General features: G+C 71.2%; 10 protein-coding genes. 3 read left to right on the top strand and 7 right to left on the bottom strand.

The genetic code is table 11. From position 1 onward, the window contains the following. Positions 1-138: 138 nt before the first annotated feature. The gene (locus ACFYPH_RS05720; protein WP_387179244.1) at positions 139-4,101 is read right to left on the bottom strand and encodes a CARDB domain-containing protein; all 3,963 of its coding nucleotides are present in this window, start codon (positions 4,099-4,101) and stop codon (positions 139-141) included. A gap of 299 nt (positions 4,102-4,400) precedes the next feature. Next, a complete protein-coding gene (locus tag ACFYPH_RS05715) occupies positions 4,401-4,952 on the bottom strand; it encodes a GNAT family N-acetyltransferase (protein WP_387179241.1) in 552 nt (183 codons plus the stop codon). A gap of 51 nt (positions 4,953-5,003) precedes the next feature. Between ACFYPH_RS05715 and ACFYPH_RS05710 the strand changes: the two genes are divergently transcribed. Continuing rightward, the gene (locus ACFYPH_RS05710; protein ID WP_354856349.1) at positions 5,004-5,852 is read left to right on the top strand and encodes a YhjD/YihY/BrkB family envelope integrity protein; all 849 of its coding nucleotides are present in this window, start codon (positions 5,004-5,006) and stop codon (positions 5,850-5,852) included. 33 nt (positions 5,853-5,885) lie between these two features. After that, positions 5,886-7,481: a phytoene desaturase family protein gene (locus ACFYPH_RS05705; RefSeq protein WP_387179238.1), complete on the top strand. Its 1,596-nt coding sequence runs from the start codon at positions 5,886-5,888 to the stop codon at positions 7,479-7,481. Here ACFYPH_RS05705 and ACFYPH_RS05700 read toward each other — a convergent pair. Further along, the gene (locus tag ACFYPH_RS05700) at positions 7,470-8,168 is read right to left on the bottom strand and encodes a TMEM175 family protein (RefSeq protein ID WP_354856352.1); all 699 of its coding nucleotides are present in this window, start codon (positions 8,166-8,168) and stop codon (positions 7,470-7,472) included. The two genes, ACFYPH_RS05705 and ACFYPH_RS05700, sit on opposite strands and share 12 nt — an antisense overlap. A gap of 127 nt (positions 8,169-8,295) precedes the next feature. Continuing rightward, positions 8,296-9,885 (bottom strand): Rieske 2Fe-2S domain-containing protein, encoded by a 1,590-nt coding sequence (locus ACFYPH_RS05695; protein WP_387179235.1) that lies wholly within the window; start codon positions 9,883-9,885, stop codon positions 8,296-8,298. 198 nt (positions 9,886-10,083) lie between these two features. On the opposite strand from ACFYPH_RS05695, the gene ACFYPH_RS05690 reads away from it, so the two are divergent. Next, positions 10,084-10,308 (top strand): DUF2631 domain-containing protein, encoded by a 225-nt coding sequence (locus tag ACFYPH_RS05690; RefSeq protein ID WP_007456591.1) that lies wholly within the window; start codon positions 10,084-10,086, stop codon positions 10,306-10,308. An 80-nt stretch (positions 10,309-10,388) separates the two neighbouring features. Here the strand turns inward: ACFYPH_RS05690 and ACFYPH_RS05685 are convergent, their stop codons facing one another. The 3 genes from ACFYPH_RS05685 to ACFYPH_RS05675 all read right to left on the bottom strand — a co-directional run bounded on the left by ACFYPH_RS05685 (position 10,389) and on the right by ACFYPH_RS05675 (position 14,348). After that, positions 10,389-11,609 carry a DivIVA domain-containing protein gene (locus ACFYPH_RS05685; protein ID WP_387179231.1) on the bottom strand — a complete coding sequence of 407 codons (1,221 nt, stop codon included), beginning with the start codon at positions 11,607-11,609 and terminating at the stop codon, positions 10,389-10,391. Between the two features lie 31 nt (positions 11,610-11,640). Beyond that, positions 11,641-12,798, bottom strand: coding sequence for a 23S rRNA (adenine(2503)-C(2))-methyltransferase RlmN (gene rlmN / locus ACFYPH_RS05680; RefSeq protein WP_354856357.1), 1,158 nt, complete (start codon positions 12,796-12,798; stop codon positions 11,641-11,643). Positions 12,799-12,902: 104 nt separating this feature from the next. Beyond that, positions 12,903-14,348, bottom strand: a complete 1,446-nt coding sequence (locus ACFYPH_RS05675; protein WP_387179228.1) for a phosphatidate cytidylyltransferase — start codon at positions 14,346-14,348, stop codon at positions 12,903-12,905. Between the last annotated feature and the right edge of the window lie 189 nt (positions 14,349-14,537).

The following is a 14,537-nucleotide window of genomic DNA, read 5'->3' as shown; positions in this document are numbered from 1 at the left end:
GTGTTCTCGTGGGGCGCGGGTTCGGGGGTGTGGGGGGGGTCCGGTCACATCCCCCCCCCCCCCCCGACTGCACGGAAACCGTGTTGATCAAGCAGAGGTGGAACGGTCGGGGGCCACCGGAGCGGCCCCCGACCAGGACTAGCCCTCGTTGATGACGAACTGTGAGCCCGGCTCGATGACGATGTTGCCGTCGGCCGAGTTGGTGATGGTCACGTTGGTCAGGTTGGCGTTGCCGCGCGCCCCGCCCATCGCGAGGATGCCGGCGCCGTTGTTGGATTTGTCGATCCGTACGTTGGTGATGGCGACGTTCGGCATGTTGCCGCCGCCGTTCTTGAACTGGATGCCGTCGTACGTCGAGTCGATGACGTCGGTGTCGCGGATGGTGACCCCGACGATGTCCCGGGTTGCCGGGAAGAGCGTGATGGCGCCGAACTCCTGGTCCTCGTTCCAGAACGCGCCGCCGGTGCGGTAGAGCCCGTTGTTGGCGATCAACGTCGTTCCGGAGAAGGGCAGCGGGTCGTGGTCGGTCGCCAGCATGATGCCCGGGTAGTTCGCGGTGTCGTAGATCAGGTTGTTCTCGATCGAGTTGTCGTAGCCGCCGTAGATGGCGATGCCGTTGGCCCGCCAGGGCAGCTGGACGGTGTTGTTGACGAAGTGGTTGTCGTGGGCGATGTCGACGCTACGGTCCTTGACGTACGGGTTGGCCCAGACGGCGAGCGCGTCGTCGCCGGTGGTGCGGAAGGACGAGTTGAACACCCGCGAGTTGCGCGTGCCGTTGCTGAAGTTGATGCCGTCGGCGTACGTGTCGCGGATCCGCATGCCGGTGAACTCCAGCCCGTCGGCCGGGCCCCACAGCTCAGGGATGTTGTCGTAGTCGCGGCCCACCCAGACACCCACGTTGGCGTGCTCGATCCAGACGTTGCTGATTTTGGTGCCGGTGCCGAAGCGACCGTTCAGACCGACGCCGCCCTCGGCGTTGCCGTCACCGCCACGGATCCGGCCCGAGCCGAAGATGGCGATGTCGGAGATCTGGGTGTTCTTGTCGATGTCGAAGCCGAAGTTGCCCTCGTGCGGGTGGTTGATGCCGCCCACCACGTTCTGCGGTTCGGTCAGCGTGTAGAGCTGCGAGTGCCACATGCCGGCGCCCCGGATCGTGACGTTGCTGATGCCGACCTGGTTGTACATGCCCCGGTTCTGCGGGTCGTCGGTCAGGATCTTCTGCTCCTGCCGCCACTGCCCGGCGGGGATCCAGACGCAGCCGATGACACCGTTCTGGTCGTCGGTCACGGCCCGCTGGATGGCGGCGGTGTCGTCGAGCCCGTCGTTCGGAACCGCGCCGTACGCGGTGATCGAGGTGCAGCCGGCGGGCTGGCTGGCCGGCGGGGCGACCTGCTCCAGGTCGATCATGTCGATGACGTAGAAGGAGGCGGTGTCACCCGAGTCGCGTTGCAACTTGAACCGGGTGCCGGCCGGGTACGACTGCGCCAGCAGGGCGTTCGACTCGTCGAAGAGCCGTCGGGCGTCGGCCTGCGGGGTGTTGGTCAGCGCCTCCGGCCCGTCGGTGTTGCCGTAGAGCCAGCTGTGCTTCGACGACAACGTCAGCTTCCGGGAGAACACGTCGTTGACGTAGAGGCTGATGGCCGCCTCGATGCCCCCTCCACCGGGCGCGTCCGGGATCGAGTTGCGCACCACGATGGAGTTGGCCTGGTTGGCCGAGGTGAACTCGACGAACTGGCCGGTGCTGGTGAGCCGTACCGACTTGCGGCCGGACGACTCGCTGGCGAAGTTGGTGTGCCCGAAGGTGCGCAGCGGGTCGGTCTCCAGCAGCGTGCCCTGGTAACGGCCGGCCTCGGCCTCATAGGAGACGTACGGAACGGCGGCCCCACGGCCGACCACTATCGACTGGCTGAACGCGTTGTTGCTCTCGTTGGTCTCGGTCACCACGTTTGTCGCGTCAGCGGTGGCGGTGATGGTGGCACCGCCGCTGGTGGCGGTCCAGCTGCCGGTGACGGCCACGGTGACCGTCGCGCCAGCCGCGATCGAGGCGGTGCTGGTGTTGAGCGTGGTGCTCCCCACCACCAGCCGGGTGACGGTGGTCGCGCCGGTCGCGGTGGTGCCCCGGTTGCGGACCGCCACGGTGAAGGTGACGGACGCCCCGACGGCCGGGTTCGGCGGGTTCGAGGCGATGCTGAGCACCTGGAGGTCGGGCCCCGGTGCCTGCGCGATCACCAGCGGCGACGCCGCCGTGAGGCTGTTGTTGCCGTTGTTCTGCTCGACGATCGTGTTCGTCGGGTCGACCACCGCCGAGACGGCGTAGCTGCCCATCGGCCGCGTACCGGCGTTGAACGACACGGTGGTCGAGCCGCCCGCGGCGAGCGCGCCCACCGTGGCGCTGCCGACGACCGCGCCGGCCAGGCTGAAGTTGACAGTGGTCGCGCCGGCGGACGCTGAGCCGATGTTCTGCACGACGGCCGAGAGGGTGACCGCGCTGGCCTCGGTGGGCGACGTGGGTGACCAGGTCACCGAGCTGACGACCAGGTCCGGGTTGGGCGCCGGGGTGCCGCACACCTCCAGCTCGGCCACCTGGCCGGACGGGGCGCCGGTGTTGCCGGTGAACCGCAACTGCACGTCCGCCGTGGTCGCGGTGACCGGGATGGTCACCACGTTGGCGCCCTGGACGAACTGGTAGGCCGCCGCCGACACCAAACTGGTGTACGCCGACGACGCCTGGTCGCGGCCGAGGACCTGGATGGTCTGGGTACGGGTGCCCCAGGCCGGGTCGGGGTTGAGCTTCGCAGTGACGCCGGAGATCGAGTGGTTCGCGCCCAGCGCCACGGTCAGGTTCTGCGGGTAGCTCGCCGCGCCCTCCCAGTAGGTGCTGAGCTGCCCGTCGTTCGCCTTGTCCGGGGTGAAGCTGAAGGTGGAGCCGCTCGCGGTCATGCTCTTGCCCTGCGCCACGTTGGTGCAGGCGGGCGGGTTGCTGCCGGTCCGGGTCACGGTGTTGCTGTTGCCGGAGAGGTTGCCGGCGCCGTCGCGGGCACGGACGTAGTACGACACGGTCGCCGTCGCGGGCTGGGTGTCCTGATAGGTGAGGACGGTGCTCAGCGTCGCGATCAGGTTGCCGCCCCGGTAGACGTTGTAGCCGGCCAGGCCGCTGCCACCGGAATCGGTCGACGCGCCCCAGGTGAGCGTGATCGTGCTGCCCGACGTGCTCTGCGACAGCGTCCCCGGGACGCTCGGCGCGGTGGTGTCACCACTGCCGGTACGGGTGACCGTGTTGCTGTTGCCGGAGAGGTTGCCGGCGGCGTCGCGCGCCCGGACGTAGTACGACACCGTCGCCGTGGCCGGCTGGGTGTCGGTAAAGGTGGTCACGTTGCCGACGGACTGGAGGAACGCGCCGTTGCGGTAGATGTCGTAGCCGGCGATGCCGCTGCCGCCCGCGTTGTCGGTGGACGCGACCCAGTTGAGGGTGATGGTGGTGCCCGACTGGGTGTACGAGAGGTTGCCCGGGACGCTCGGTGCGGTGGTGTCCGGGGTGGTCGTGCCACTGCCGTACACCTCCAGCTCGGAGAGCTGCCCGGCCGGCCAGCCGCTGTTGGCGGTGACGGTGATCCGCACATAGCGGGTGGAGGCCGAGCTGAAGTTGATCGTGACGGTGCTGCCGCTCGCCGGGTTGAAGGTGTACGTCTGCGACCCGACCAGGTCGGTGAACGACGACCCGGTGGCGCTGCCCTGCACGCTCAACGTCTGCGTACGGGTCGCCCAACCGGAGGTCGGCAGCTTCAGCACGACCTGGTTGACCGACTGCGACGAGCCGAGATCGACCTGCACCCACTGGGGAAACGAGTTGTTGAGGCTCTCCCAGTAGCTGCCCGCGTTGCCGTCGACGACCTTCGACGAGTCGTAGACGTCGGCGTGGCCGCTCTCCTGGGTGGGACGCCCCTGGGCGAGGTTGGTGGCGGCCGGGGCGAAGGCGCTGCTGGCCGGGGCGGCGGGGCGGGCGGCGCCGGCCGGGCTCGCGATCGCGGTCGCCCCCGCCGTGGCCATCAGCGTGGCCGCGGCCATGGCCGCCACCATCCTGAACAGATTCGTTCGTCTCATCACTGTCCTTGTCGTGGGGGACGGTTGCCGCGGCGGCGTGACCACGGGGGTGGGGGTGCGGCGGTGCAGCGCCGGCCCGCAAGAGCGGGCCGGCGTCGAGAGAGACGGGGGTGGTACGGACGGCGCGGGGCACGACCAGCAACGGACCCCAGGGAGACCCGTTGAATCTTCCGGATACGTGCTCGGAATCGTGCACGTCTTTGTCGAATTCTTGCGTTACTTTGGCCAAAGGTTACTGACGTGCTACGGGAGCGTCAACACTTCGACCGCTGTGACTATTGATGGGCTTTCCTGCCCGGTCAGGTATCTGGTGCCGCCAGGACGAAGGTCTCCAACAGCTCTCCGCCGTACCAGTCGGTGCGCTGCCCCACGTGCGCCATGCCGAGTCGCCGGCAGACCGCCATCGACGGCTCGTTGCCCGGCGACACCACCGCGTAGATCTCCGGGGTGCCGGCGGCGAACTCCCGCGCCACGACGGCACGCGCCGCCTCGGTGGCGTAGCCGTGACCCCAGGAATCCGGGTGCAGGTGCCAACCCACCTCGATGTCTGACGTACGGCGCGTCTCGTCCCGCCCCGGGAGCGGCTTGAGCAGCACCGTGCCCGCCACCAGCCCGCTGTCGCGCACCTCGATCGCCCACGTGCCGTACCGGCCGCGGTCGGCCGCGTGCCGGTCCCGCCAGAGTCGCAACCGCTCGGCGGCCTGCGCCGGATCGGTCAGCGGCAGCCCGGGCGCCACGCCCAGCCAGCGGGTGATCTCGCTGCGGGAGTAGATGTCGTAGATGCGGGCCAGATCGGCCGGATCGTCGGTCCAATCGCGCAGGATGAGACGTTCGGTGGTGAGAACAGTCATGACCGGCGATCTTAAGGAGTGACCGCACCGAGGACAGGGAAGGAAAACCCGGTGGGCAACGGATGGCAGCGCGCGAAGCGGATCACCAGTGCCGCGTTCCGTCCGGTGCGCGGGCGGGACCTGTCGCTGCACGCCGCCGCGATCACCTTCTACGGGGCGATCGCCGTGGTCCCGGTGGCGCTGCTGGCCCTCTGGCTCACCTCGCTGATCGCGGGAGCCGATCGGGTACGCCGGCTCACGTCGTACGCCGTGGAGGCCCTGCCGACGGCGATCGGCGCGCCCCGGGCGGTGGCCGCGCTGGTCGACGCCGGGGTGGAGTTGACCCCGGTGCTGGCCCTTGCGTCGCTGCTGCCCGCGTCGCTGTACGGCGAGGGGCTGCGCCGGGCGTTCGTGTCGGTGGCGGCTCCGCGCAGCGACGAGCACCTGGTCGGTTGGCGAGGTCGGCTGCTGCTGCTGCCGTTGCTCGCACCGGCGCCCGCGCTGCTGCTGTCGATCCTGCTGGCGCTCCCGCTCACCACCCACCTGGTCACCCAGGGCGGCTGGGTCGGCGCTCTGGGCGTGGTGCTGTCGTTCCTGGCGGTGTGGCTGGTGCTCACACCGGTGCTGGTGTGGGTGTTCCGGGTGGTGGGGCCAGCATCGCCGGACTGGCTCTCCACCCTCGTTGTCGGGTCGTTCACCGCGGCGAACCTCTCCGGGTTCCTGCACGGCTTCGTGCTCTTCGCGTCCCTGCCGCTGGATCTGGGAGCGCCGTTCGGCGGCTTCGACGAGATCGGCGCCGGCGTGGCCGTGCTCCTGTGGCTGTACCTGTTCCACGTGATCGTCCTGGCCGGCTATTCCGCCACGCTGGCCCTCTCCCGCTGGCGCGCCCAACGCACCCCTTCGCAACGCGGGGTGGGCTGACCCGGCGGGGTGGTGGGGCTAGGCTGCGGCGGCATGAGCAGTGAACTTCCCGGCCGGACCGACGTCGTGATCGTCGGTGCCGGGCACAACGGTCTGGTCTCCGCCATCCTGCTGGCCCGCGCCGGCCTGGACGTCCTGGTGCTGGAGGCGGCCGACGTGATCGGCGGCGCCACCCGCACCGAGAACCCGTTCCCGAAGGTGCCGGGGCTGCGCCACTCCACCGGGTCGTACCTGCTCGGGCTCATGCCGCCGGAGCTGCTCGCCACCCTCGACGTGCGGATCCCGGTGCTGCGCCGCGACCCGCACTACTTCCTGCCCACGCCCGGCGGCCTCGGCTCACCGTACCTGCTCTTCGGCAGCGACACCGCCGCCACCCGGGCACAGCTCGCCGAGTTCTTCTCCCCCGCCGACGTGGCCGCCGACGACGCCATGCAGGCCGAGCTGGCCGCGCTGCGCGAGGACCTCGCCCCGGCCTGGCTGGCCGAGCCGCTGACCGCCGAGGAGACCGCCGAGCGGCACGTCCGCCCGGCGCTGCGGCAGGTCTTCGTCGACCTCGTCCGGGGCTCGGTCGCGGACTACCTGGCCCGGTTCGAGTTCCGCTCCGAACTGCTGGTCAGCATGTACGCGGTCACCGACGGGCTCTCCGGCCTCAACGCCGGCCCGGACGACCCCGGCACCGGCCACAACTTCCTCGTGCACAACATGTGCCGGCTGCCCGGCTCGGGCGGCACCTGGATGATCGCCGAGGGCGGGATGGGCACCGTCTCGGCCACGTTCGCCGACGCCGCGCGCGCCGCCGGAGCCACCATCGCGACCGGTACGCCGGTGCGCGCGGTGACCCTCGACGGCGGCGCGGCCAGCGGAGTCGTGCTGGCCGACGGTCGAGAGGTCGCCGCCCGGGTGGTGCTCGGCGCGTGTGACCCGTACCGGCTGATGGACCTGGTGCCCGACGGCGCGCTCCCGGCGCGACTCGGCGAACGGATGGCGGCGGTCCGCCGCCCCGGCACCACCCTCAAGCTCAACCTGGCGCTCACCGGCCTGCCGCAGTTCTCCTGCCTGCCGGCGGGTACGCCGAGCCCGTTCGGCTCGACCATCCACCTGCTGCCCGGGTCCGCGTCGCTGGTCGGCGGCGACGCCACCTCGCCGATGACCGCGCTGCGGGACATGTGGGCGGACGTGCAGGCCGGGCGGCTGCCGGCGGAGCCGACCATCGAGTGGTACCTGCACACCACAGTCGACCCGTCGCTCTCCGACGCCGCCGGGCACCACTCGTCGGCGCTGTTCGTCCAGTCGGTCCCCTACGAGCTGGCCGGCACCAGCTGGGACGCGGAGCTGCCCGGCTACGTCGACCGGCTCGTCGAGATCGTCGAGCGGTACGCGCCGGGCACCGCCGACCTGATCGCCGACGCGGTGCCGCTGCCCCCGCCGGGCATCGAGAAGCACTTCGGCATCACCGGCGGTCACATCCACCACGTCGACAACACCGTCTCGTTCACCGACCGCATGCCGTACGCCACCGGCATCGACGGCGTGTACGCGGGCAGCGCCGGCTGCCACCCGGCGGGCAGCGTCATCGGCGCCGCCGGCCACAACGCCGCCCGACGCATCCTCGCCGACCTAGGGCGCTGACCGGTCCCCGCTCGGCCCGGCGGACGGCCGGAGGTCACCCGGGCCGCCGATCAGGTAGTAGCCGACCAGCAGGAGGTACGCGCAGAGGCTCAGGATGGGGTCGATGAAGACGACGGCGAAGGCGACGAGGTAGAGCAGGGGCTTGAGCAGCACCCGACGTGCGATCGCCCGGGCCAGCCGGGGATCCAGGTCGGGGTTCAGCAGCCCGCGCCGGCGGGCCCACCACCAGCTCAGGTTGACGAAGATCGCCTCACCGAGCACGGTGCCGAGGTACAGGGCGGCGGTCAGTCGCTGCTCGGTCGCCCCACCCCGCAGGTTGTCCGACAGCAGGTCGGCGGTGAACGGGAGGGTGGCGATGAAGAGCAGGACGCCGAGGTTGAAGACCAGCAGCATCTGATCGACCCGGACCACGTACCGCCACAGGTTGTGGTGGGCGAGCCAGACCTGCCCGGCGAGCGCGAAGGTGATCACATACGCCAGGTAGGACGGCCAGGCGTGGGCCAGGGCGTCCGGAACCTCTCGTCCACTGTCCCTGGCGGGGCCGGTCTGGAGCAGCTCGACGGCCATCACCGTCAGGACGACCGCGAAGACGCCGTCGCTGAACGTCTCCACCCGGGCGGCGTCCCGGGCCTTCTCCCGGCCGCGTTCGTACCGGTACTCCTCCTCCTGCGCGTCCGCCCCCGCCACGCCTGCCCCGCTCCCGGTGGTGCGTCGCTCGCGCACCCCTCCCCGCGATCTTGCGCTTCCGGTCGCCGTTCCGGGGCGATTGCCGAACTTTGCTGCCGCCGGAAGTGCAAGATCGCGGGGGCGGGGGTCAGCTCAGGGCTTCGCCCGCCGGGGCCGGGGTCTCCGCGTCGACGCGGTGGGCGCGGACCTTGTGGCCGACGCTGGTCAGGCAGCGGCCGCTGGGCAGGTCGAAGCGCCAACCGTGCAGCTGGCAGGTCAGCTGGTCACCCTCGACGATGCCGAACCGGGTCAGGTCCGCCTTCAGGTGCGGGCAGCGCCGCTGCACCACCCAGTCGCCCAGCGTGATGTCCTCGGCGTCGGTGCTGCGCTCGTGCTCGTCGTACCAACCCTCGGCGTACTGGAGGCGCTCCTCGGAGAGGCACTTGAAGAACGCGTAGACGAACTCGTTGTACTGGCCGATCCGGGCCGCCGAGAACCGGCAGGACAGGAAGAGCGAGTTGACCCAGTCCACCTCGTCGATGAAGAGCAGGTGCTCGATCAGCGACCGGTCGGTCCGGAAGCGGTAGCGGACCTTCTCGTCCGCGTACGGCCGGACCTCCTTGCCCGGGAAGTCCACCACGATGGATTCAATGGTCTCCCCGCCCGAGTCGTCGGTGCCCACCAGGTCGAAGCGGACCGGGCCGCCGACCCCCTTGGCCAGGTAGATCGATTCGTCGAGCAGCGGCTCGATGCGGCGCTTCATCTCGCCGAGCACGTCCACCTCGGGGTGCCGCCAGGACGCCTTCTCCGCCTCGATGATCGGGCGCTTGCGCTCGCGCATCTCCTCCAGGTGGGCGACCTTGTCCGCGAAGAACTCCTCCACCGGCACCGGGTGGGTGGTGCTCGCGCCCTCGGTGGTGACCTCGGCGACGCTGCCCGGCAGCAGCACGATGCCGTTGGTGCCGCCGACCTTCGCGTACTCGCTCAGGAAGACCGACTGGTCCGGGAAGATGTTGCCCTCGTCGCCGTGGATGTCGTTGAACTGCCACAGCGCGTCGTCGAGGAAGCACGGCGGGCCGGCGATCGGGAAGACGTGGTCGGCCTTCAGGTCGTCGATGTAGCGCCACGTCCGGTCGAACTGCCGGTCGCGCTTCTGCTTGCCGAACGCGGTCTTCGCCGCCTGCGGCAGCTCGTAGACCATCGGGTACCAGATCGCCCCGGAGAACTGGAGCAGGTGCGCGTGCACGTGCCCCAGCTCGGCGAAGACGCTCAGGTCGGTGGGGCGGGCGTCGTTCTGGTTGAGCAGCCGCACACCGTCGTACTCGACCCAGAGCGAGGAGTCACCGATCGGGCCGTCGGTGGGGCTGGTCAGCGCCTGGATCATGATCTTCAGGCCGCCGTCCAGCTCCACGACCTGCTCGTTGGGCGCCTTGAGGAACTTCGTGAAGCCCAGCGCCCGGAACTCGTCCTCCATCTCCGAGGTGGGGAACTCGGGGAGCAGGACGGTGGCGTCCTTCGAGACGAAGTCCCGCAGGTGCTTCGCGTCGAAGTGGTCCCGGTGCAGATGGGAGACGTACAGGTAGTCGACCTGGCCCAGCGTCTCCCAGTCGAGCAGGGAATTGTCCGGGAAGGGAAACCACGAGGCGAAGTAGGCCGGGTTGACCCACGGGTCGCACAGGATGCTGCCCGCGGCCGTGTCGATCCGCATGCTGGCGTGCCCGGTTCCGGTCACTCGCACCGCACAGTCCCCCTCAAACAGACAATCAGGTGTACGCCAAACGCTACCGGAGGGAGTCTGACCGCCACCCCGCGACGCCCGTAGTGCCGTCCGGCCTGGGCGGGCAGGGCCAGAAGGCGGGGAAACCCCCACCGCGCCGCCCCGTGCGGGAGGCGTGCCAGACTAACCAAAGATCCGATCGCGAGGGAAGGACCGACAGTGGCAGGAAGCGAGCCGGTAACGTCGCCGGACCAGCACAAGCCCGGGCACCGCAAGTCGGGGCGCATCGGCGCCGTGCTGTCCGCGCTGGCGCTGGTCGTCATGGCGTTCTGCGGCAACCACGAGGGCAGGGTCGAGGACATCTGGCTGGTCGGCCTGGCCGCGCTGCTGCTGGTCATCGTGATCGGCGACGCTGTGCTGCGGCGCAACGGTCTGCGTTCCTGACCTCGCCGGACAACCCGGTCGACGTACGAGGGCCCGCCCCCACCCGGGGGACGGGCCCTCGTTCGCGTACGTGGTCGGGGTCAGCGCCCGAAGAGGATGTCCTGCACGTCCTTGAGCGCGGCGTCGACCTCGGCCTCGAAGTAGCCGCCGGGCACCAGGCCGAACCGGAGCGTGTCAAGATCCTTCGGGTCGACCGGCATCGGGTTGCGGCGCTGCATGCCGCCGAGCAGGGTCTCGAAGAACCGGTCCACCTGGTCCGGGTCGTACCCGCTGCCGAAACGGCGCACCTGGAAGCTGCGGCGGATCTGGTCGACCCGGTACAGGTCGCTTCCGGGCGGGCCGGCCATCGGCGGGCCACCCATCGGAGGCCCGGCCATCGGCGGGCCACCCATCGGCGGGCCGGCCACGGCGGGCGGACCCGCCATCGGCGGGCCACCGAGGCCCTGCTGCGGCATCGGGGGCGGGCCGGCCGGGCCACGGCGCATGTCGCGCAGCTCCCGTTCGGGCATCCGGATCTCGGCGGTCATGTCGGCGCGACCGTGCCGACCGGCCTCGAAGCCGTCGAAGCGGGGCTCCTCCGGCGGATAGCCGCCACCGGGCCCACGCTGGTCGTCGGGCGGGCCGTAGCCACCGGGCCCACGCTGGTCGTCGGGCGGGCCGTAGCCACCGGGCCCACGCTGGTCGTCGGGCGGACCGTAGCCGCCGGGCATGCGCTGCTCGTCCGGCGGACCGTAGGCCCCCGGACCGGCGGGCAGACCGCGCGGCGGGACGCCGTGGCCACCCATCGGACCACCAGGCCCCATCGGGCCGGGGCCGCCGGGGCCGCGCTGCGCGTCGTAGCCGCCGCGGGGGGCGTCGTACCCGCCGGCGAAGGCGCCGGTGGGCTCGTCGTACCGGCCGTAGCGGTCGGCCGGCGGACCGGCCTGCGCGGGCATCGGCCGGGGCGGCATCGGCTGCGGAACCATGCCCCCACGGTCGTCGCGCAGCGGCGGGCCCATCCGATCCGGAGGGCCCAACCGGTCACCCATCCGAGGGTCGCCGCCGCGCCCGGCGCTCGTGCGCTCCTCCAGCTCGGCCAGCTGTCGCTCGACCCGGTCCAGGTGCAGGTCGACCTGCCACTCGTCGTAGCCGTTGAACCGGACCCGGAAGACGACGTCGTGGACCTCTTGGGAGGCCACCGGCGCACCCACCTGCCGGCCGTCGAGCGTCGCCTCGACCCGGTCGAGGAAGGCATCCACCTCGTCGACCTTGTATCCCCGGCGGAGCGCCTTGCGCCGGAAACGCTGACCCTGACTCGCCACTATGTCTCCTGGTCTCGTTCGCCACGCCCGGTCACGCCGGTGCCTCTCCGGCGCGGTCGGTGAAGGTGTCGGTGTCCTCGGCGGCGGCGAGCTGGCCACACGCGCCGTCGATCTCGCGACCCCGGGTGTCCCGTACGGTGGTGGAGACTCCCGCGTCACGCAAGCGCCGGACGAACTCCCGCTCGACCGGCTTCGGGCTCGCGTCCCAGCGGCTGCCCGGCGTCGGATTGAGCGGGATGAGGTTCACATGCGCCAACTTGCCGGCCAACAGCCGCCCGAGCAGGTCAGCTCGCCACGGCTGGTCGTTCACGTCCTTGATCATTGCGTATTCGATGGACACGCGACGGCCCGTCCGGGCGGCGTAGTCCCACGCTGCGTCCAGCACCTCGGCTACCTTCCAGCGCTGGTTTACCGGCACGAGTTCGTCGCGCAGATCATCATCGGGCGCGTGCAGCGACAACGCAAGGGTCACAGAGAGGTCTTCGCTGGCCAGTCGGCGGATGGCCGGAACCAGGCCGACCGTGGAAACGGTGATGTGCCGCTGGGAGAGGCCCAGGCCCTCCGGAGCGGGGCTGACCAGCCGACGGATCGCCGCGATGACCCGGTTGTAGTTGGCCAGCGGCTCGCCCATGCCCATGAACACGACGTGCGACAGCCGCGGCGGTGAGCCGGCGACCGCGCCCGAGGCCGCCACCCCGGCCAGGTAGACCGCCTGGTCGACGATCTCCGCCGTGGACAGGTTGCGGGTCAACCCGGCCTGGCCGGTGGCGCAGAACGGGCAGGCCATACCGCAGCCCGCCTGGCTGGAGATGCAGACCGTGACGCGGTCCGGGTAGCCCATCAGCACGCTCTCCACCAGCGCGCCGTCGTGCAGCTTCCAGAGCGCCTTGCGGGTCGCGCCGTCGTCACAGGCCAGCTCGCGCACCGGATTGAGCAGCGTGGGCAGCAACTGGTCGGCCAGCCGCTCACGCGTCGCCGCCGGGAGATCGGTCATCGCCTGCGGGTCGCGAACCAGCCGCCCGAAGTAGTGGTTGGAGATCTGCTTGGCACGGAACGCGGGCTCACCCAACCCGGCGACCAGCGCCTGGCGGCCGGCCAGATCCAGGTCGGCGAGGTGCTGCGGCGGCATGGAGGCCCGGCGTGCGGCGGGGGCTTCCGAGATGGCGGGGATCAACGGCAGGCTCGTCATGGCTGGTCCAGTGTGTCACGCCTCCGGCGCCGGGCACCCCTCCGGAGGTGTGGAACCGCTCCCGGCCGGCGGTCGCGAACGCTCGGGCCACGGTGATCCATGCCTCACCCCACCATCGGCACGAAGATCGCCAACAGCAGGTACGCGGTCGGCACCGCGAACAGGATCGAGTCCAGCCGGTCCATCAGGCCACCGTGCCCGGGCAGCAGATTGCTCATGTCCTTGACGCCGAGGTCCCGCTTGATCATCGATTCGGCGAGATCGCCGAGGACCGCCGCACAGGAGACGGCCACCCCGAACACGGCACCCCACCAGGGGGCCACCTCGAACATCAGCCACAGCAGCAGCGCACTGCCCAGCGCCGCCGCGGTGACCGAGCCGGCGAAGCCCTCCCAGGACTTCTTGGGGCTGATCGACGGGGCCATCGGGTGGCGGCCGAAGGAGACGCCGGCCGCGTACCCGCCGGTGTCGGAGAGGACCACCGCGATCAGCGTGGCCAGGATGCGCAGCCGGCCGTCGTCGGGGGCCGCCGCCAGCAACGCCGCGAAACCGCCGAGGAACGGCACGTAGACCGCGATCAGGGTGGCCGCGGTGAGATCCCGCTGGAAGCCGGCCGGGCCGTCGCCCAACCGCCAGACCATCGTGCCCAGCACGGTGACCAGCAGGCCCAGGCTGAGCGCGTCCGGGCCGGCGAACCACGCCAGCCCGATGGTCAGCACGCCACCGGCGAGCAGCGGCACCAGGGGCGGGTGGGCGCCGCTGCGGCGGACCGCCCGGGCCATCTCCCAGATGCCGACCGCGATGGCGGCGGCGATCACCGGCAGGAACGCCAGCGGATAGAAGACCAGCGGAACCACGATCAGCGCGCCGAGGCCGAGCCCGACCCCGATCGCCGCCGGCAGGTTCCGGCCGGCCCGCCCGGTGCCCACCTGCTGGGTCGCCGGCCGGTCGAGGCTGGCCCGTCGCCGGCCTTTCGGCCGCCGGCCGCTCGGCGGCTCCGGCTCGGTCACCGGATCGTCGTCCGGCAGGATCTCGGCGCCGATGGGCGCGAGCTGCGCGGTCGGGTAACCGGCATCGTCATCGAAGCGTGGCGGAACGTCCCGGTCGTCGAAGCGGGACGGCGCGTCCCGGTCGTCGTAACGCTGGCCGGCGCCGGGGTCGGCATAACGTGGCGAAGCGTCACCCGCTGGCGGGCGGTCGCCGTAGCGGCCGGGGCGACCCCGGTCGTCGTACCGGTCGGCCTGGTTGCCGTCGTCGTAGCGGTCCCGGTCGTCGAAACGGTCGCGCCGGTCCCGGTCGTCGAAGCGGTCCCGGTCGTCCGGGCGGACCGTCCGGCCGCGCTCGTCGTACGGGTCCGCGGGGTACGGGTCTGCCGGGTACGGATCGGCGTACGGGCGGCTGCGGGGCTCGGCGTACAACTCGGGCCCGGCGGCCGGACGGCGGCTCCACTGGCCCGCCTCAAGCTCCTGCTCGGGCCAGGGCAGGGCCACCGGGCGCTCGGGCCGGTCCCAGCCGCGCGGCTCGTCGGTGTAGGGGTCGGGGTGGGACATCACGCACCGCGACGCGGCACGAGTACCACCACATGACGCAAGACCACAAGCATCCCCTACACGCGCGACTGTGTTCCTCCGGCTCGACCGCCCCGACGGTCGGTCGATTCCCGGTGTGCACCGCCCGGTGGCCGGGAATCCTGCCGAGCCTACTGCACCCGCCGCCGGGGCGAGGCGGACGATGGCGCC

The organism is Micromonospora sp. NPDC005252 (assembly GCF_042872475.1).
Taxonomy (GTDB): Bacteria; Actinomycetota; Actinomycetes; order Mycobacteriales; family Micromonosporaceae; genus Micromonospora.
Note: the sequence above shows the minus strand (reverse complement) of the source record. Positions and strands in the feature narration are given on the sequence as shown.

Excerpts from the sequence above, each read along its gene's own strand:
- ACFYPH_RS05720 (WP_387179244.1), bottom strand. The coding sequence starts at position 4,101 with ATGAGACGAACGAATCTGTTCAGGATGGTGGCGGCCATGGCCGCGGCC.
- ACFYPH_RS05715 (WP_387179241.1), bottom strand. The coding sequence starts at position 4,952 with ATGACTGTTCTCACCACCGAACGTCTCATCCTGCGCGATTGGACCGAC.
- ACFYPH_RS05705 (WP_387179238.1), top strand. The coding sequence starts at position 5,886 with ATGAGCAGTGAACTTCCCGGCCGGACCGACGTCGTGATCGTCGGTGCC.
- rlmN (WP_354856357.1), bottom strand. The coding sequence starts at position 12,798 with ATGACGAGCCTGCCGTTGATCCCCGCCATCTCGGAAGCCCCCGCCGCA.
- ACFYPH_RS05675 (WP_387179228.1), bottom strand. The coding sequence starts at position 14,348 with ATGTCCCACCCCGACCCCTACACCGACGAGCCGCGCGGCTGGGACCGG.